The sequence below is a fragment of the Rhodococcus mengyinensis genome (genome assembly GCF_048381435.1).
Classification (GTDB): domain Bacteria; phylum Actinomycetota; class Actinomycetes; order Mycobacteriales; family Mycobacteriaceae; genus Rhodococcus_F; species Rhodococcus_F opacus_D.
In genome coordinates this window covers 145247-165130 of record NZ_JBLWIT010000109.1, presented here as the reverse complement: position 1 = coordinate 165130, position 19884 = coordinate 145247, and the positions used below count along the sequence as shown (strand labels likewise).

Sequence of the window (19884 nt, the reverse complement as noted above, 5' to 3'; positions counted from 1 at the left end):
CCAAGGCCATGTCCGCCGAGGACTGGGTGCCGCCTTCGCGGACACGTGCACCCCTGCACAACCCACTTGACTAACTCCAGGGGCGCCCCGAACGCGATCGTCGGACCTGCGCCATTGCGGGTCCGCTGCTCGGGGAATGCGAGCATAACGTCGAAAATATGTACCCGCGCGTAACTTCTGCGAGGCCCCGATCGGCTTGTCAAGCGTTCAAGGACTTGCGTGTCGACCCTACGAGAGAGTAATAACGCCGGAATTCCGTCGAACTGGGCGTCCTCCGTCGAGGTATCTGCAACGCTTTGTCACAGAGTCGTTTTCGTCCGGTTCCTCGAGAAGCTCTCGGGGAAGGGAACTTTCACGCGGATGTTACTGACGGTTTACCTTCGGGTCGGCGGACGCCGGTTCGGTCGCGTGCGCCACTGCGCCCCGCACACCCACGTGTGCCTCGCGGTGCATTCGGTCGACCATGTGCGGATAGTGCAGTTCGAACGCCGGCCGCTCGGAGCGGATGCGCGGCAGCTCGGTGAAGTTGTGCCGCGGCGGCGGGCAGGTCGTCGCCCATTCGAGCGAGTTGCCGAAACCCCACGGGTCGTCCACCGTGACCACCTCGCCGTAGCGGTAGCTCTTGAAGACGTTCCAGACGAACGGCACGGTCGACGCGCCCAAGACGAACGCGAACACCGTGGAGACCGAGTTGAGGACGGTGAAGCCGTCCGAGGGCAGGTAGTCGGCGTAGCGGCGCGGCATCCCCTCGGCGCCGAGCCAGTGCTGGACGAGGAACGTGCCGTGGAAACCGGTGAACGTGGTCCAGAAATGCCATTTGCCGAGACGCTCGTCGAGCATGCGGCCTGTCATCTTCGGGAACCAGAAGTAGATGCCCGCGTATGTGGCGAAAACGATCGTCCCGAACAGCACGTAGTGGAAGTGGGCGATCACGAAGTAGCTGTCGGTGACGTGGAAGTCCAGCGGCGGGCTCGCGAGGATGACGCCGGTGAGGCCGCCGAAGATGAACGTGATGAGGAAGCCGAGCGAGAACAGCATGGGGGTCTCGAACGTCAGCTGCCCTTTCCACATGGTGCCGATCCAGTTGAAGATCTTCACCCCGGTGGGCACCGCGATGAGGAACGTCATGAACGAGAAGAACGGCAACAGCACCGCGCCCGTCGCGTACATGTGGTGCGCCCACACGGCGATCGACAGGGCCGCGATGGCGATCGTCGCGTAGACGAGACCGCTGTACCCGAAGAGCGGTTTGCGGCTGAAGACCGGGAAGATCTCCGACACGATGCCGAAGAACGGCAGCGCGACGATGTACACCTCCGGATGGCCGAAGAACCAGAACAGGTGCTGCCACAGCAGCACGCCGCCGGTGGCCGGGTCGTACAGATTCCCGCCCAGGTGGCGGTCGACGAACAGCCCCATCAGCGCCGCGGTGAGGATCGGGAACGCCACCAGGATCAGGATGCTGGTGATGAAGATGTTCCACGTGAAGATCGGCATCCGGAACATGATCATGCCCGGGGCTCGCAGGCAGATGACGGTGGTGATCATGTTGACCCCGCCGAGGATGGTGCCGAGACCGGACAGCGCCAGCCCCATGATCCACAGATCGGCGCCGACACCCGGCGCATGCAGCGCGCTCGTCAGCGGCGAGTATGCCGTCCAGCCGAAATCCGCGGCACCGCCGGGGGTGATGAAACCCGCGATCGCGATGGTGCCGCCGAACAGGAACGCCCAGTAACTGAACGCGTTGAGACGGGGGAACGCGACGTCGGGGGCGCCGATCTGCAGCGGCAGGATGTAATTGGCGAACCCGAACACGATCGGCGTCGCGTACAGCAGCAGCATGATCGTGCCGTGCATCGTGAACAGCTGGTTGTACTGCTCGTTCGACAGGAACTGCAGACCCGGGACGGCGAGTTCGCCGCGGATCAGCAGGGCCATCAGACCGCCGGCCATGAAGAAGACGAACGACGTGATCAGGTACAGGATCCCCAGGTCCTTGGGATCCGTCGTCGTGATCATCTTGTAGAAGAAGCTGCCCTTGGGACGGCGCCGGGCCGGATACGGACGGACCGGAAGATGCTGTTGAAATGCCAGATTCACGACGCCCCCCGAAGGGTCCGAGGCGGTTCGGGTCCGGTGTGGACTCCGTTACCAGGGTAGTCACCTGGCGCCTCGGAGGTGGGCGTTTATTGCGGCCGGAAACGGCGCTGCCGCAGGTGCGCGTGGTGCGCGCCTGCGGCAGCGAGGGTCGGGAAGCGGTCAGTGCGCGCGGTTGACCGCCGACACGACGGCCCGCAGTGACGCGGTGGTGATCGACGTCGCGATGCCGACACCCCAGACCACGGTGTTCCGTCCGTCGGGAGCGGTCACCGCGCACTCGACATACGCGGCCGCCTGGGCGTCGTCACCGGCCGACATGGCGTGCTCGGAGTAGTCGAGAACCCGCACGTCGAAGTCGATCGTGGCGAGCGCGTCGACGAACGCGGCGAGCGGGCCGTTGCCCGAACCCGAGATCTCGTGCTCCTTGCCGTCGACCTTCACGGTCGCGGTGATGGAGTCGGTGCCGCCGTCCTCCTCGGACGCCGTGACCTTCTGCTTCATCCGCTCGAGCGGCGTGATCGGAGCCAGGTACTCCTCGTGGAAGACGTCCCACATCTCCTTGGGCGACACCTCGCCACCCTCGCCGTCGGTGATCCGCTGGACGGCCTGCGAGAACTCGATCTGCAGGCGACGCGGCAGCACCAGCCCGTGATCGGCCTTCATGATGTACGCGACGCCGCCCTTGCCGGACTGCGAGTTGACGCGGATCACGGCCTCGTACGTGCGGCCCACGTCCTTGGGGTCGATCGGCAGGTAGGGCACCGCCCACAGGATGTCGTCGACGTCCGCGTCCTGCGAGTCGGCGTCGAACTTCATGGCGTCCAGACCCTTGTTGATCGCGTCCTGGTGGCTGCCGGAGAACGCGGTGTACACGAGGTCGCCGCCGTACGGGTGGCGTTCGTGGACGGGCAGCTGATTGCAGTACTCGACGGTGCGGCGGATCTCGTCGATGTTCGAGAAGTCGATCTGCGGGTCGACGCCCCGGGTGAACATGTTGAGTCCGAGCGTGACCAGGCAGACGTTGCCGGTGCGTTCACCGTTGCCGAACAGGCAGCCCTCGATGCGGTCGGCGCCGGCCTGGTAGCCCAGCTCGGCGGCGGCCACGCCGGTGCCGCGGTCGTTGTGGGGGTGCAGCGACAGGATGACCGAGTCGCGGCGGGCCAGGTTGCGGTGCATCCACTCGATGGAGTCGGCGTACACGTTGGGCGTCGCCATCTCGACGGTGGCGGGCAGGTTCAGGATCACCGGGTTCTCCGGCGTCGGCTGCAGCACCTCGGTGACGGCGTCGCACACCTCCTTGGCGTACTCGAGTTCCGTGCCGGTGTACGACTCGGGGGAGTACTCCCAGCGCCACTGCGTGTCGGGGTATTTCTTCGCCTCTTCGAGGGCCAGGGTCGCAGCGTCGGTCGCGATCTTCTTGATCACGTCGCGCTCGGCCTTGAACACCACCCGGCGCTGCAGGATGGACGTCGAGTTGTAGAAGTGGACGATCACCTTGTTCGCGCCCTCACAGGCCTCGAACGTGCGCTTGATCAGTTCCGGCCGGGACTGCGTGAGTACCTGGATGGTGACGTCGTCCGGAATCGCGCCGTCTTCGATGATCTCGCGGACGAAGTCGAAGTCCGTCTGGCTGGCCGACGGGAAGCCGACCTCGATCTCCTTGTAGCCCATCCGCACCAGCAGTTCGAACATGCGGCGCTTGCGGGCGGGGCTCATCGGGTCGATCAGCGCCTGGTTGCCGTCACGGAGGTCGACCGCACACCACTGCGGCGCGCGGTCGATGATCTTGTCGGGCCACGAGCGGTCCGGCAGCGACACCGGCTCCACTTCCTCGGAGAAGGAGCGGTAACGGAACGTCGGCATCGACGAATTCTTCTGCGTGTTCCACTCAGGCTGATCGGAGGGAGCAGGCTTGGAAGGCGGCGTGATGGTGCGCGTTCCGGATGTAAAGGCGTCAGCGGGGGACATGGGATTGATCTCCAGGTTCGATGTGGACTTTCTGAGTCCAACGGCTGTGTCGACCGGCGCACGAGAAACCCCGCGACGGGAAGCCAGTCTGGATCAGACCCCGTCGCGGCAACCAAGGAGGAGTGCGCGCTGCATACTCAGCACTGTACTCCGGGCACCATCGTTCGCGTGCCGGGGTTCGAAGTCCGAGTGAGGAGACAGCGGTGGGCCGCAGCGCGACGGTGACATCACCGCTGGTGGCCGCACTTTTTGCGGTACTGCTCACCTCCTGTGCCGGGGTGGTCGAGGGGGCGCCGAGCGTGGCGGGGGTCGGTGAGCCGATCTACGGACTGCCGGTCAGCGATCACAGCCGCGTCGAGTTGGCCGTCGCCGCCGCGGCCCGCGACATCGCCCCGTGCTCCCTGCTCGACGAAAATCTGGTCGCCTCGCTCGGGCAGGTCACCGCGTTCGGTCCCGTCGGCGATCTGTCGACGTGCCACGCCGAGTTGGTGCCACCCCGCGGCACGCCCGCCAACCCCGTCTGGGTCGAGGTGGCGGTGGGCGAACGCGAACCCACGGAAGAAACCGGTGCGGGCGAGGCGACGTCGGGAATCGAGGTGCGTCCCGCGGTCGGCGCACTCCCGGGCACGTGCACCCTCTACTTCGCGCTGCCCCCGGTTCCGGGAGTGCCGGACGACGCCACCGCCCCGGGGCGCTGGGGGCACGTGTCGTATCTCGACGGGGCGGGCGGAATGGGTGACTCCGCCGCCGGCGACGACTGCGCGGAGGCCCGCACGGTCCTCGGATCGGTCACCGGCAGGCTGCGCACCCCGGTGCCGGTGCGTTCGGATATCCCTCTCGCGCAGCAGGATCCGTGCCGGGTGGTCGAGAAGATGTCCGGGCGGGGCGTCGAGACGTTCACCCCTGGCAGCCGTCCCTACGAGTGTCTCCTCACTCTCCGCGGCGGCGACGCGGCGTCCGTGCAACTGGCCCTGTCGCCCGAACCGTCGCCGACCGGCGGCCCCGAAGCGGTCGAACTCGGCGGCAAGACGTTCACGTACTTCCGGGACGCACGCGAATGCCACTACTACTTCTACCCGGGTGCGGTGTTCGACACGAACCTGCCGTCGAGTCCGGTGAGCGAACGGGACAAACGCACCAATCGGCCGACGGCGTCCGTGGCGGCGTCCGCGCCTAGCTGCGACGACGCGGAAACGCTGGTGCTCGCCGCGGCCGAAATGTTCGACTACTGACATGAACACACAGGTCGATGTCGCCCGGGCCTACCTGGACGCGTTGCTCAGCCACGACGGCAACTCGGTGCCCATCGAGCCGCGCGCCGTGCGCTACGAGGTGGGGCTGAAGACGGCGTTCTCCGGAAATCACCTGCGCCGAAGCCTGTCCGGCGGCCCCCAGTACCGGGTGATCCGGGCGATCCGCGACTGTGTGTGGACGGTCGACGGCGACGACGTCACCGTCGACTACCTCCTCGACGCCGGACTCTTCGGCCGCACCCTCGTGACGGTCCGGGTGGTCGAGACGTTCCGGATCCCGCAGGACGACCTGCGTATCCACCGCATCGACGCGAAGATCCGGCGCCCCTGATCAGGGGCGCCGGACCGTCTGTCGCGCAGTGTCTTCCGCACGTGAGTGGCATTGTGTGCCCGGGCACACAATGCCACTCACGTGGGGTCAGTCGAGCGTTTCGTGCGCCGCGGGAACGGAACCCAGGCGGCCGGCCTGGAAGTCCTCGAACGCCTGCAGCACCTCGGCCTTGGTGTTCATGACGAACGGTCCGGCCATCGCGACCGGCTCGCGGATCGGCTTGCCGCCGAGGAGGAACACCTCGAACGACTTCGTCCGCGAATCCTGCGTGTCGGCCGCGGCGATCGTCAGCGTGTCACCGCGTCCGTAGACAGCCGTCTGCCCCATTCGGATCGGACGGCGCTCCGAACCGACGAGCCCCTCACCCGCGAGGACGTAGGCGAGCGCGTTGAACTCGGGGTTCCACGGCAGCGTCAGGCTCGCGCCCGGTGCGATCGTCGCATGCACGAGGCTGATCGGCGTGTACGTGGACCCGGGACCCTGGTGTCCGTCCACGTAACCGGCGATCACGCGAACGAGCGCGCCGCCGTCCGGCGAGGACAGCAGGGCGACCTTCTGGCCGGTGATGTCCTGGTAGCGGGGCGCGGCCATCTTGTTGTCGCGCGGCAGGTTCACCCACAACTGGACGCCGTGGAACAGTCCACCGCTCATCACCAGGTGCTCGGGCGGGGTCTCGATGTGCAGGATGCCGCCACCCGCGGTCATCCACTGGGTGTCGCCGCCGCCGATGGTGCCGCCGCCGCCGTTGGAATCCTGGTGCTCCATGATGCCGTCGATCATGTAGGTGACGGTCTCGAAGCCGCGGTGCGGATGCCACGGGGTGCCCTTGGGTTCACCGGGTGCGTAGTCGACCTCACCCATCTGGTCCATGTGGATGAACGGGTCGAGGGCCGTCAGGTCGATGCCGGCGAACGCCCGGCGAACCGGGAAGCCTTCGCCCTCGTAGCCGACGGGTGCGGTGGTGAGCGAACGGACCGGGCGGTCGACGGCGCCGGGAGCCGGTGCGTCGATACGCGGCAGGGCAAGGATGTTGTCGACCGTCACGGCAGGCATGGGGTGTCTCCTCGTACTCAGGTAATTGATTGTTCAACTACTTCATTGTGTGTAACACCCGCTGCGTCCAGGTATTCCCACAGGGTCGGCTCCGCCGCCCGTGCGCCTTTTTGGTAGCTGCAACAACCAGAAAGGCGCACGGGCGCGAAGCGCCTACTGCCTACTAGTTGAGGACGTTCTCGTGATCGGGGCAGTACCGCGTGATCGCGCCGATGATGTACGGGTAGACGCCGTCGCTGGTGAGCATGGGCGTCCACTCCTCACGCACCTGATCGAGGGGCTTGCCTGCGTCGAGGGCGGTGCAGATCTCGCCGGCCTGATGGACCGCCAGGTCGTCGTCGGTGACGGTCTGGTTGTTCGCACGCAGGTAGGCCAGGTAGTCGGCGGCCGTCTGCGGGTCGTCGGCGACCGAGAACACGCGGCTGCCGGGGGCGGTGGCGGCGGTCGTCCTCGCCGCAACGGACGCCGAGGCGGAAGTGGTCTCGGATGCGGCGGTGTCGCTGTCGCCACCGCAGGCGGTGAGGATTGCCGCGGAGCAGACGGTGAGGGCGGTCAGAGCAAGGGTGCGGCGCATGGGGCGTGTGATTCCTTTCGAGGCCTGTGACGGCGACGATCGTATCGCCTGCGCGGCCGGTGTTCCCGGCGGCGATCACCCGCACTGTTTCGGGTCAGAGACCGCGATCGATGAGGTCGAGGATCTCCTCACTCGTCGCGGCGTGAATCTTGTCGACGGCGGCCGCATGCGCATCGTCGGACGTGCCGACCTCGGCCAACAGGCTTCCCAGGCGCTGTGCGATGGCGGACCGCGCCTCGCTGTCCTCGCCGAGTTCGGCGATGGTCGCGCGCAGCCGGTCGACGTCGGCCAGGGCGACGGACATCGGGTCCGGGACGAGTTCGGAGCGCAGGAACTCGGCGACGGCACGCGGACTCGGGTGGTCGAACACCATGGTCGGCGGCAACCGCAGACCCGTGGCGGCACCGAGATGATTGCGGAGCGCCACGGCCGCCAGCGAATCGAAGCCGAGTTCCTTGAACGCCTGGTCGGGGTCCACCGAGTCCGACGCGTCGTAGCCGAGCACCGTCGCTGCCCCGCCCCGCACCAGATCGAGCATCAGGTGCCGCTGCTCGGGGATCGACCGGTCGGCGAGGCGCTGCGCCCAATCCGACGGCCCGGCCCCGCTCGCGGTCACGACCGCGTCCGACCCCGCGGCGTGCGGGCGCGATTCCCGGATCAGGCCACGCAGCGGGGCGGGAACGTACGGTGCGGCCGAACCCGAGTGGTCGAACCGTGCGGCCGCGACCGTGGGCGCACCGGCAGCCAAGGCGCTGTCGAAGAGGGCCAGGCCGTCGGCCGCGGGCATGGGAATCATTCCGCTGAGGCGGGCGCGGGCGAGGTCGATCGCGCCGAGGTTGTCGGTCATGGCGCTCGGTGTCGCCCACATGCCCCACGCGATCGAGAGCCCGGGCAGCCCGAGGGCGTGGCGGTGATGGGCGAGTGCGTCGAGGAACATGTTCGCGGCCGCGTAGTTCGCCTGCCCGGGAGCTCCGAGGACGCCGGCGAGCGACGAGAACAGGACGAACGCCCGCACGTCGCTGTTCGCGGTCAGCCGGTGCAGGTTCCAGGCCGCGTCGACCTTCGGTCGCAGGACCGCATCGAGCCGCTCGGGGGTGAGCGACGCCAGTGTGCCGTCGTCGATCACGCCGGCCGCGTGAATCACCGCCGTGAGTGGGTGTTCGGGCGGTATCCCGGCCAGCAACGCGGCGACCGCCGACTCGTCCGAGGTGTCGCAGGCAACGATGTTCACCTCGGCACCCAGACCGCTCAATTCGCTGGACAGTTGGTCGCTGCCCTCGGCGTCGGGTCCGCGCCGGCTGGTCAGCAGCACGTGCCGTGCCCCGTGCTCGGTCACCAGGTGCCGGGCTACGAGAGATCCCACCGTGCCGGTGCCGCCGGTGACGAGGACGGTGCCGCCCGGATCGAACGGTGTCGGTTCGTCGACGGCGGGCATGCGCCGCAACCGCGGTGCGCGCAAGGTGCCGTTCCGGGCCGCCAATTGCGGTTCTCCGCTCGCCAGCGCCGACGTGATCGCGGCCTCGGCGTCGGATTCGTCGTCGAGGTCGATCAGCACGAACCGGTCCGGGTTCTCGTTCTGTGCGGAGCCGACGAGACCCCACACGGCTGCGGCCGCGAGGTCAGGACGGGCGTCGTGGTCCTGCCCGTCGTCGGTGACCATGGCGTTGCGGGTCACGATCACGAGCGGACTGTCGGCGACGGCCTCGTCGTCGAGCCACTCCTGAAGCAGCCGCAGTACCCGAGCGCACAGGTCGTGCGCCGCGTCCGGACCGTGGTCGCCCTCGGTCGCACACCCGACCAGCACCGTCCACGGACGCAGATCGTCGTCGTCCGGCCGGGACTGCATCGCGGTCCGCAATGTCTCGAGGTCGGGGTAACCCGGGAACGTCGAACCGACACCCGGGTCGCCGAACCCCTCGGCGTCGAGCACGACCGCCGGTCCGAGGGGCCGTTCGGACGAGGCCACCTCCACCGGGATCCAGGCCGCCCGGTGCAGTCGAAGGGACGGCGACCGGCCTGCGCCATCTCCGTCGACCGCCCTCTGCGCCACCTGCAGGGCATCGACGGTCAGCACCGGCTCACCGGCGGGGTCGACGGCGGCAACGCGATACCGCCCGTCCTCGCCGGGGGTGAATCGGGCGGTCATCGCCTCCGCGCCGACGGTGTGCAGACGGATCCCCGACCAGGTCAGCGGCCAGCCGTCCCACCCGAGGAGGGGTTCGATCGCCGCCTGCAGCAGCTCCGGATGGATGCCGAATCCAGTCGTGTCGGTGCCGTCGTCGAGGCGCACCTCGGTCTCGGTGTCGCCCGGGTCCTGCTGCGGCACAACGGCGGCGGGGCCGACGACGTCGTCGATCGTCGCCGAAGCGTTCCGAACCCAGCTGTCCGGGCCGTCGGTGTCACCCGACTTCGACGAGATCGTGACGGTGCGAGCGCCGTCGGTGCCGGGCGGCGACACCAGTACGCGAATCGAGGCCAGTCCCGACGGCGGGAGGACGAGCGGGTGGTCCAGCGTGAGTTCGTCGATGTGGTCGAGACCGACGTGGTGGGCCGCGTGCAGGGCGAGTTCGATCGGCACCGCCGGCAGCAGTGTTTTCGCTGCGCCGGTCGCCGGCTGGTCGCCGTCGTCGATCGTCGGTGGCACGAGCCATGGATCCCGGTGCAGGGACAGCTGTCCGGTGAACAGGGTCGCGTCGTCGTCGAGGGTCACCGCGGCACCGAGCAGCGGATGATCGGCCGGGGTCAGACCCAGCTCGGTAGGGTCGCCGGTATGTCGGGTGGACGCCGTCGGCCAGTAGGAACGGCGCTGGAATGCATAGGTGGGCAAGGCTACTCGGCGGCGACCGGGCAGTACCCGATCCCAGTCGATCGTTGCGCCCTGCACGTAGGCGGCAGCGACCGCCTCGATGATCCCGTGTGTTTCGTCCCCGCGCCCGGGCAGCGTGGCGATCGTGTTCGGGACGACCTCGGCGGCCAGTGCCGCCAGCGCCGCGCCCGGGCCGACTTCGACGAGGCGGGTGACGCCGAGTTCGTCGAGGGCGCCGACGCCGTCGTGGAAACGCACCGCGTGCCGGATGTGCCGGGTCCAGTACTCCGGGGACATGAGTTCGTCGGCGGTGGCGACGCGGCCGGTGACGTTGGAGACGACCGGAATCTTCGGCGGCTGCGCCGTCAGCCTCGCCACCACGGCGGCGAACTGGTCGAGGATGGGGTCCATCAGGGTCGAATGGAAGGCCCGCTCGACCCGCAGACTCGTGGTCTTCAGTCCGGCGGCGGACAGTTCGGACGTGACGGCGTGCACGTCGCGTTCGCTGCCGGCGAGGACGACGGATTCGGCGCCGTTGACGGCCGCGAGATCGACGCGGCCGTCGATCCGCGGCAGGATGTCTTCCTCTCGTGCCCTTACGGCGATCATCAGCCCCGGTTTGGTCGACTGCATCAACCGGCCACGGTCACCCACCAGAGCGGCGGCATCGGGCAGGCTGAACACCCCCGCGACGTGCGCCGCGGTGATCTCGCCGATCGAATGGCCGATCAGGTAATCGGGGGTGATGCCCCAGTCCCGCAGCAGCCGATAGAGCGCGACCTCGACGGCGAACAGTGCCGGCTGGGTGTATTCGGTGCTGTCGAGCTTCGCGCCGCCGCCGTCGGAATCGTCCCAGATCACTTGCCGTACCGGGGTTTCCACGTGCTCGTCGAGTGCGGAGCAGACCTCGTCCAGTGCCCGCGCGAACACCGGGTACGCCTCGTAGAGGCCGCGGCCCATCCCGATGCGCTGCGCACCCTGGCCGGTGAACATGAAGGCAGTCTTGCCGCGGGCGCTCGTCCCGGTGACGACGTTGCCGCCGGGGCGCCCCGTGACGATGCGGGCGAGGCCGTCGCGCAGGTCGGCGAATGTTTCTCCGATCACCGCGGCGCGGTGGGTGAAACCGGATCGGGTGGTGGCCAGTGAGTAGGCGAGGTCGGCCGGATCCGGGAGTTCGGACTCGTCCGTGTCGAGGAACTCCGCCAGCCGGGTGGCCTGCGCCCGCAGCGCGTCCCCGGTCTTTCCGGAGATCACCCAGACCAGCGGCGACGTCGACGGAGAGACCTCCGGCGCCGTGTCCTCGGGCGGTTGTTCGAGGATCATGTGCGAGTTGGTGCCGCTGATACCGAATGACGAGACGGCCGCCCGCCGGGGCCGTCCGGTCTCCGGCCAGGCAACCGATTCGGCGAGCAGCGAGACCTCGCCCGCGGTCCAGTCGACATGCCGGGTGGGGACGTCGCCGTGCAGGCTCGGGGGCAGGATCCCGTGCCGCATCGCCATCACCATCTTGATCACGCCTGCGACGCCCGCCGCCGCCTGGGAGTGGCCGATGTTCGACTTGACGGAACCGAGCCACAGCGGCCGGCCCTCCCGGCCCTGCCCGTACGCGGCGAGCAGCGCCTGGGCCTCGATCGGGTCGCCGAGCGTGGTGCCGGTGCCGTGCGCCTCCACGGCGTCGATGTCTGTGGGGCCGAGCGAGGCGTCGGCCAGCGCCTGGCGGATGACCCGTTCCTGGGACGGCCCGTTCGGGGCGGTCAATCCGTTGGAGGCCCCGTCTTGGTTGACCGCCGATCCGCGGATGATCGCCAGCACCCGGTGGCCGTTGCGCCGGGCGTCGCTGAGCCGCTCCAGCACCACCATTCCCGCGCCCTCGCTGAGCCCGGTGCCGTCAGCCCGGTCGGAGAACGGCTTGCAGCGTCCGTCCGAGGCGAGCCCGCGCTGGCGGCTGAACTCGATCAGCACACCGGGTGTGGCCATCACCGTCGCCCCGCCGGCCAGCGCCAGCGCGCATTCCCCGTCGCGGAGTGCCCGCGCCGCCAGATGCATGGCCACCAGCGACGACGAGCAGGCCGTGTCCACGGTGACCGCGGGACCGGTGAAGCCGAGGGAGTAGGAGATCCGGCCGGACGCGACGCTGTTGCTCGTCCCGGTCATCAGATAGCCCTCGGCGTCGACGTTGCGCTGAGTCATCAGATGGAAGCCGTAGTCGCCGCCCATCAGCCCGACGTACACGCCGGTGTCGGTGAGGCCGGGCGCGGTCGGCCGGATCCCGGCCTGCTCCAAGGCTTCCCAGGCGCTCTCGAGGAGCAGCCGGTGCTGCGGGTCCATCGCGATCGCCTCGCGCGGGCTGATCCCGAAGAACGCGGCGTCGAATTCGTCTGCGTCGTAGAGGAACCCGCCCTCCTTCATGTACGTGGTGCCGGCCCGGTTCGGGTCGGGGTCGTACACCTCGTCGAGCTTCCAGCCCCGGTTGTGGGGGTACGCGCCCACGGCGTTGCGGCCGTCGTGGACGAGCCGCCACAGGTCCTCCGGGCAGTACACCTTGCCCGGGTATCTGCACGCCATTCCCACGATCACGATCGGGTCGTCGTCCCTGCGGGCACGTGTCGGCCCGGCCGGCTGCGGAGCCGCATCGTCTCCGAGCAGGCGCGCCACCAGTTCCTGGGTCAGCGCGTCCGCGGTGGGATGGTCGAACACCACCGTCGCGGCCAGTCGCACACCGGTGGCGGTCGCCAGTTGATTGCGCAGTTGCACGGCGGTCAGCGAGTCGAAACCGAGTTGTTTGAAGGCACGTTCCGGGTCGATCGCCTCCTTGCCTTCGTGACCCAGCACAGCCGCCACGTGGGTGGTGACGATGTCGAGCACCCGGCTGTGCCGCTCCCCGGGGTCCAGCGCCCGCAACTCCTCGGCCAGGCCGGTCGGAGAATCGGCCGCCGCGGCACGGCGACGACGGACGCCGAGCACCCGGCGCAGGATCGGTGGCAGCGACTCGCCCTCGGATCGAGAGGCCCTCGTCGAGAGCCGTATCGGCACGATCAACGGACGGTTCACGGCGAGGGCAGCGTCGAACAGGGCCAGACCCGATTCCGGGCTGATGGTGTCGATGCCGCTGCGCTGCAACCGGTCGAGGTCGGCCGCATTCAGATGGGACGTCATGCCGCTGGGCCGGTCCCACAGTCCCCAAGCCATCGACGTCGCGGGCAGCCCGCGGGCACGGCGGTGCTGCGCGAGTGCGTCGAGGAAGACATTCGCCGCCGCATAGTTCGCCTGGCCTGCGCCGCCGAGCACCCCCGCCGCGGAGGAGAACAGCACGAACGCCGACACGTCACGGTCCCGGGTGAGTTCGTGCAGATGCCAGGCACCGTCCACCTTGGGACGAAGGACGGCGTGCAACTGGTCCTCGGTCAGGGTGGCGGCGGTGGCATCCTCGAGCACCCCGGCGGCGTGGATCACGCCGGACAGGTCGGGAATGCCGGCAAGGAGAGCGGCCACCGCGGCGCGGTCGGCCACGTCGCAGGCGACAGCGCTGACCTCCGCCTCCGACTCGGCGAACTCGGCACGCAGTTCGGCCGCACTCTCGGCATCGAGTGCGTGCCGGCCGGTCAGCACCAGACGGCGCACCCCGTGCCGCGCGACGAGGTGGCGGGCGATCAGTCTGCCGATGGTTCCCGTGCCGCCGGTGATCAGGACCGTGCCGTCCGGGCCGAAGCGTGCGGGTCCCGGTTCGGGTGCCGACGCGGCGGGCGTCACCGCGGCGAGCATGGGCGCCAGCAGTACACCGTCCCGGATGGCCAGCTGAGGCTCGTTGCAGGCCAGGGCCATGGCGATCAGCGAAGGGTCACCGGCGTGTACGTCCAGGTCCACCAGCGTGATGCGGTCCGGGTGCTCGTTCTGCACCGCGCCGATCAGTCCCCACGCGGGGGCGGCTGACACGTCGTCGACCGGATCGTCGTCGCGGACCGCCACCGCGAGCCTCGTCGTGACCAGCAACCGGGTCTCGGCCAGGCGATCCTCGCGGAGCCAGGACTGGACCGCCCGCAACGTCGCCTGCGCGGCGGTGTGCGCTCGAGTCGGCGTGTCCGGTTCGTCGCCCGGTTCGCGGTCGAGCCACAGCACGCGACCTTCCGGATCGCCGCCGGCAAGCGCCTCCTCGAGCGGCATCAGGTCTGCCGGAGCCGTGCTGGACGCACCCACCGGCATCCATTCCACGCGGTAGAGGCTGTCTCGGACCCCGGCGGCGGGCACACCCGACTCCCCGAGCGGCCGCAGTGCCAGCGATTCGGCGGTCAGCACCGGTCCGCCTGCCGCGTCGTACGCGGAGACCCGGTAGCGCTCGGGTCCGGTCGTGGTGACGTGCACGCGCAGGGCGGTGGCGCCCACGGCGTGCAGCTGCACCTTGTCCCAGGCGAACGGCAGCCGGACACCGGTGTCCGCGGCCCCGAGCGCAATCACGTGCAGCGCCGCGTCGAGCACCGCCGGGTGGATTCCGTATCCCGCGACCGCAGCAGCAGGGTCCTCTCCGCTCAGCCGCACCTCGCCGAACAGGTCGTCGCCTCGCCGCCACGCCGCGCGGAGGCCGCGGAAGGCCGGGCCGTATTCGTAGCCGGCCTCGTCGAGCACGTCGTACAGACCCCGGACGTCGATCGGCGTGGCATCGGCGGGCGGCCATTGCTGTTCGGGGGAATCGGCGGTGTCGACGGCGGCCGTGAGCGTTCCGGTGGCGTGCCGGGTCCACGGGGTGTCCTGCGCGGCATCGGCAGGCCGGGAGTGCACCGACACCGTGGATCGGCCCGATTCACCGTCGGCGAGCACGCTCACCTGCAATGCCGCCTCACCCTCGGCGGGAATCACCAGGGGTGCTTCGATGGCGAGTTCTTCGAGCCTGCCGCACCCCGCGCGGTTCCCCGCGTGCAGGGCGAGCTCCACGAAAGCCGTGCCCGGCAGAATGACGGTGCCGCTGACACCGTGGTCGCTCAGCCACGGAAGGCGTTGTGGCGACAGCAGACCCGTGAACACCGCGCCCCGGCCGTCACCGAGCTCGACCGACGCGGCGAGCATCGGATGCCCCCCGGTTTCCATACCGGTCGACGCGAAATCGCCCTGCGGAACCGGACTTTCCAGCCAGTAGCGGCGGTGCTGGAAAGCGTACGTGGGTAGGTCCACCCACTGCTGCCGATCGTCGTGCCGCGCCCAGCTCACCCGATCCCACTCGACGTGCAGTCCGTACACCTGTGCCTCGGCGAGTGCGGCGGTGAACTGGCGCAGGCCCGCGCGGTCGCGCCGGATGGTCCCGATGGCGCGGCCGGCGACGCCCGCCGCGTCGAGGGTTTCCTGCAAGGGCACGGTGAGGACGGGGTGGCTGCACGACTCGACGAACAGTCGATACCCGTCCGCGGCCAGCGATCTCGTCGCCTGCTCGAAGCGGACCGTCCGTCGCAGGTTCCGGTACCAGTAGTCCGCGTCCAGTGCGGTGCCGTCCAGCACACCACCGGTCACCGACGAGTAGAACGGAATTCGCGACCGGCGGGGAGTGATGGACGCGAGGACGTCGAGAATGGGTTCCCGCAGGACGGAGACGTCCGCACAGTGCGACGCGTATTCCACGGCGATCCGCCTGGCCTGGACGCCGTCGCCCTGCAACTGGCCGACCAGGAGGTCGAGGGCGTCGACGGGTCCGGAGATCACCGTCGCGGACGGCCCGTTCATCGCCGCGACCTCGACGGCGCCGGCCCAGGGCTGAATCTTCTCCCGCACGATGTCCGCCGGCAGTGCCACCGAGGCCATCCCGCCGCCCCGCCGGGCCGACGCGCCGATCACCCTGCTGCGCGCGGCCACGACGAGCGCCGCATCCGAAAGACTCAGCGCGCCCGCGACATACGCGGCCGCGATCTCGCCCTGCGAATGTCCGACGACGGCCGCCGGTTCGACGCCGTGGGAACGCCACAATGCCGCGAGACCGACCATCATCGCGAACAGCGCCGGTTGCACCACGTCGACCCGGTCCAGAGCCGCGGGATCACGGTCGCGCAGCACGTCCAGCAACGAGAAGTTGGTGTACGGGGCCAGCGCGTCGGCGCACTCCCGCACGGCGTCGGCGAACACCGGCGACGTGTCCAGGAGTTCGGTGGCCATGCCCACCCACTGCGAACCCTGGCCGGGGAAGACGAACACCGGCCGGTCGCCGGCTTCCAACGCCACGCCGGTGACGACGTCGGCGCTGGGCGCGCCTCGGCTGAGCGCGTCGAGGCCGTTCAGCAGGCCCTGCGGCCGCGCGCCGATCACGGCGGCGCGGTGGTCGAACGTGGCACGCGAACCCAGCAGTGCGCCTGCCACGGCGGCGGGCGTCAGGCCCGGGTGCTCGGTGACGTAGTCGCGCAACCGCTCGGCCTGGGCGCGCAGCGCGAGCTCGGTGTGGCCCGAGACGAACCAGGCCACGACTTCGTCCGGGGGAGAGACTGATTCAGACGCCGTGGGCTCGACCGGTGGGGATTCCTCCAGGACGACATGGGCGTTGGTGCCGCTGATGCCGAACGACGAGACCGCCGCCCGCCGGGGCCGATCGGACGCCGGCCACTCCCGGTTCTCGGTGAGCAACGACACCGAACCGGCGGACCAGTCGACGTGCGGGGTCGGCCGGTCGACGTGCAGAGTCTGCGGCAGGACGCCGTGCCGCATCGCCATGATCATCTTGATCACCCCGGCGACGCCGGCGGCCGCCTGGGTGTGCCCGAGGTTCGACTTCACCGAGCCGAGCCACAGCGGCCGGTCGGCGGGGCGGTCGCGTCCGTAACCGGCCAGCAGGGCGGACGCCTCGATCGGATCGCCCAGCTTCGTGCCGGTGCCGTGCGCCTCGACCACGTCGACGTCGCCCGGGCCGAGTCCCGCATTGGCCAGCGCCTGCGCGATCACCCGCTCCTGAGCCTGCCGGTTGGGGGCGGTCAGGCCGTTGCTGGCGCCGTCCTGGTTCACGGCGCTGCCGCGGATGACGGCCAGTATCCGGCGACCCTTGCGCTCTGCGTCGGACAGGCGTTCCAACGCGACCATCCCCGCGCCCTCGCCCCACGCCGTGCCGTCCGCGGCGGCAGAGAATGCCTTGCACCGGCCGTCCCGGGCCAGCCCACGCTGGCGGCTGAACTCCACGAACACCGCGGGGGTCGCCATCACGGTCGCCCCACCCGCCAGCGCCAACTCACACTCGCCGCTGCGCAGCGCCTGCATGGCGAGGTGAATGGACACCAGCGACGACGAACACGCGGTGTCCACCGTGATCGCGGGCCCGTTCAGGCCGAAGCTGTAGGCCACGCGGCCGGACGCAACGCTCATGGCGTTGCCGGTGATGAAGTACCCCTCGAGGTCTTCGGGCGGCATGCCCCCCGCCCGCGCCGCGTAGTCGATGCCGGACAGCCCCGTGAAGACGCCGACCTGGCGGCCGTGCACCGACCGCGGATCGATGCCGGCATGCTCGAACGTCTCCCAGCTCGTCTCCAGCAGAAGCCGCTGCTGCGGGTCCATCGCCAGCGCCTCGCGCGGCGAGATGCCGAAGACCTCGGGGTCGAACCCCGCCGGATCGTCGAGGAAGCTGCCCTGCACCGTGTATGTCTTGCCGGCCTGCTCGGCCGTCGGATCGTAGAGGTCCGCCAGGCCCCAGCCCCGGTCCTCAGGGAACCCGGCGACGGTGTCGGTGCCGGACTCCACCAACCGCCACAGGTCCTGCGGCGATCGCACCCCGCCGGGGAACCGGCAGCCCATCCCGATGACGGCGATCGGTTCGCGGCTCACACCCTCGACCTCGCGCAGCTTTTCCCGCGCTTGGTAGAGCTCCGCGGTCACTCGCTTCAGATAGTCGAGGAGCTTCGCCTGATCGGCCATATCGGGGTCCTATCCGAGATCCGCCATACATAGCGCGGAAACCTCGATTGTATCCGCCACCACCATGCGGAGGCAGCGGTCCGAGCATCACCATCGATCGATCTACCTGGTCAATTCGGGCAGGTCACATGGGATACCCGCCGCTGCTCCGGTCCACACCACTTCCGGTTATTCGGATGCCCGGCGACCGCGGATGAAGGTAGTGTGGCGACTCCGAGCAGGATCCGTATCGAGGAGGTGAGACCTGTGTCCGTTCGTTCAGGTCGGGTGCTCTCACTCCGCGACCGCGCGGTCGTACCGACATAAGGTGACCGGGAGAGCGCCCATCGGCATTCCGGAAGGCTCTCCCATGTCAGTGTCTCTCTCACCGTCCCTCGAATTCGTTCTCGTCACGAGGCTTCGCGCCGCCGGCTGTGTGTTCGCCGAGGACGAGGCCCGTTTGATCGTCTCCGCGGCCCGGACGTCCGACGAACTCGCGTCGATGCTGGACCGCCGCGTCGCAGGCGTCCCTCTCGAACACGTCCTCGGCTGGGCCGAGTTCTGCGGGCTCCGGATCGCGGTCGACCCGCGGGTGTTCGTGCCGCGTCGTCGTACCGCGTTCCTCGTCGAGCAGGCCGCCGCCCTCGCGGGCGCGCACGCTGTCGTGGTCGACCTGTGCTGCGGTTCGGGCGCGGTGGGTGCGGCGCTCGCCGAGACGGGCGACGGCATCGAGTTGTATGCGGTGGACATCGACGCCGCCGCCGTCCGGTGCGCGCGACGCAACGTCCCGGACCCAGGCCGGGTGTTCGAGGGCGACCTGTACGAGCCGTTGCCCACCACGCTGCGGGGAGGCATCGACGTCCTGGTGGCCAACGCCCCGTACGTGCCCACCGACGCGATCCGGTTGATGCCGCCGGAGGCCCGGTTCCACGAGCCGCGGGTCTCGCTCGACGGCGGCGCGGACGGACTCGACATCCAGCGGCGGGTGACCCTCGGGGCACGCGACTGGCTCGCGCCGGGCGGTCAGCTATTGATCGAGACCAGTGCGGGTCAGGCCCCGCTCACCGCGGAGGCGTTCGCGGACGCCGGGTTGATCACCCGGATCGAGACCTCGGAGGAGATGGACGCCACCGTCGTCGTCGGCGCCAACCCCAGGTGAGTGCCGAAGCGTCCCGGGGCACGCTTTGTCACTCACGTGCGGGGGGCTGCTCACTTTCGATCCGCACGCAGCAGTACCCCTCGGCGGGTGCCAGCGTGGCGCGGCGATCCTCGCATCCGGCGCCGTCGAGCAGTCCGGACAGCAGCGCGAGGTTCATTCCGCACACCATGTCCGTGTGCTGCCGGGCGAGCGCGTGGAACGGGCAGTTGACCAGGACGAGGGTGCCGTCGCTGCGGCGCGGCTCGTAACCGCACGTCGCGAGCGCCGCGAGCAGATCGTCGTCTGTGCAGCCCGTGTCGGCGCCGAGGCCGCGCCCGAAGTCGTGGGCACGCGCGGAGAGGGCCGCCCGCGGTGATGCGCCGGTGGAATCCGCGTCCTCGATCGCCCGGGCGAACAACTCGCCGGCGAGCGCGTACGCCCGTTCGGGCAGGTGTACCGAGAACTCACGGTCGGATCGTCGGTAGAGCTTGGCGGGCCGTCCCGCGCCCGGACCCGACCGCCCCCCGCGCCGCGCGAACTCGACCGCCAGCAGCCCCTCGTCGGCCAGCTTCTCGAGATGGAACGCGGACGTCGAGCGGGCGAGTCCCAGCGCCTCGGCGACGTCGTCCCGGCTGACCGGCGTCGCCTGCGCGCGCACGTGGTCGTACACCCGCCTGCGCACCGGCTCGTCGAGCGAGGAGACGGCCGAGACGTCCGAGCGTGGAGTGTCGTCCATGGACCCATTGTAAAACCGAGAATCGTTGACTTAATCGCGCCGAGAATTCTATAGTCAAGATACATAGTTTTTAG

Annotated in this window: 9 protein-coding genes; 3 read left to right on the top strand and 6 right to left on the bottom strand. The window is 69.4% G+C overall.

Going from position 1 to position 19884, the window contains the following annotated elements; translation table 11 throughout:
* Positions 1-363: 363 nt before the first annotated feature.
* Positions 364-2103 (bottom strand): aa3-type cytochrome oxidase subunit I, encoded by a 1740-nt coding sequence (ctaD, locus tag ACNJ7E_RS23285; protein WP_418341077.1) that lies wholly within the window; start codon positions 2101-2103, stop codon positions 364-366.
* 159 nt (positions 2104-2262) lie between these two features.
* Positions 2263-4071, bottom strand: a complete 1809-nt coding sequence (leuA, locus tag ACNJ7E_RS23280) for a 2-isopropylmalate synthase (RefSeq protein ID WP_005569596.1) — start codon at positions 4069-4071, stop codon at positions 2263-2265.
* Positions 4072-4274: 203 nt separating this feature from the next.
* Between leuA and ACNJ7E_RS23275 the strand changes: the two genes are divergently transcribed.
* Both ACNJ7E_RS23275 and ACNJ7E_RS23270 read left to right on the top strand, forming a co-directional pair.
* Positions 4275-5303 carry a hypothetical protein gene (locus tag ACNJ7E_RS23275; RefSeq protein WP_418341076.1) on the top strand — a complete coding sequence of 343 codons (1029 nt, stop codon included), beginning with the start codon at positions 4275-4277 and terminating at the stop codon, positions 5301-5303.
* Between the two features lies 1 nt (position 5304).
* On the top strand, positions 5305-5655 hold the full coding sequence (locus tag ACNJ7E_RS23270; protein ID WP_009477281.1) for a DUF8021 domain-containing protein: 351 nt from the start codon (positions 5305-5307) through the stop codon (positions 5653-5655).
* An 87-nt stretch (positions 5656-5742) separates the two neighbouring features.
* Here ACNJ7E_RS23270 and ACNJ7E_RS23265 read toward each other — a convergent pair whose 3' ends face one another.
* The 3 genes from ACNJ7E_RS23265 to ACNJ7E_RS23255 all read right to left on the bottom strand — a co-directional run bounded on the left by ACNJ7E_RS23265 (position 5743) and on the right by ACNJ7E_RS23255 (position 17957).
* Positions 5743-6708: a pirin family protein gene (locus tag ACNJ7E_RS23265; protein ID WP_418341075.1), complete on the bottom strand. Its 966-nt coding sequence runs from the start codon at positions 6706-6708 to the stop codon at positions 5743-5745.
* Positions 6709-6871: 163 nt separating this feature from the next.
* Complete coding sequence (locus ACNJ7E_RS23260) at positions 6872-7282, bottom strand: DUF732 domain-containing protein (protein WP_280782987.1); 411 nt, start codon at positions 7280-7282, stop codon at positions 6872-6874.
* Positions 7283-7376: 94 nt separating this feature from the next.
* On the bottom strand, positions 7377-17957 hold the full coding sequence (locus ACNJ7E_RS23255; RefSeq protein WP_418341074.1) for an SDR family NAD(P)-dependent oxidoreductase: 10581 nt from the start codon (positions 17955-17957) through the stop codon (positions 7377-7379).
* Positions 17958-18306: 349 nt separating this feature from the next.
* Between ACNJ7E_RS23255 and ACNJ7E_RS23250 the strand changes: the two genes are divergently transcribed.
* Positions 18307-19095 carry a putative protein N(5)-glutamine methyltransferase gene (locus ACNJ7E_RS23250; protein ID WP_418341073.1) on the top strand — a complete coding sequence of 263 codons (789 nt, stop codon included), beginning with the start codon at positions 18307-18309 and terminating at the stop codon, positions 19093-19095.
* Between the two features lie 28 nt (positions 19096-19123).
* On the opposite strand, the gene ACNJ7E_RS23245 is transcribed toward ACNJ7E_RS23250, so the two are convergent.
* Positions 19124-19810 (bottom strand): helix-turn-helix transcriptional regulator, encoded by a 687-nt coding sequence (locus tag ACNJ7E_RS23245; RefSeq protein ID WP_317570853.1) that lies wholly within the window; start codon positions 19808-19810, stop codon positions 19124-19126.
* Between the last annotated feature and the right edge of the window lie 74 nt (positions 19811-19884).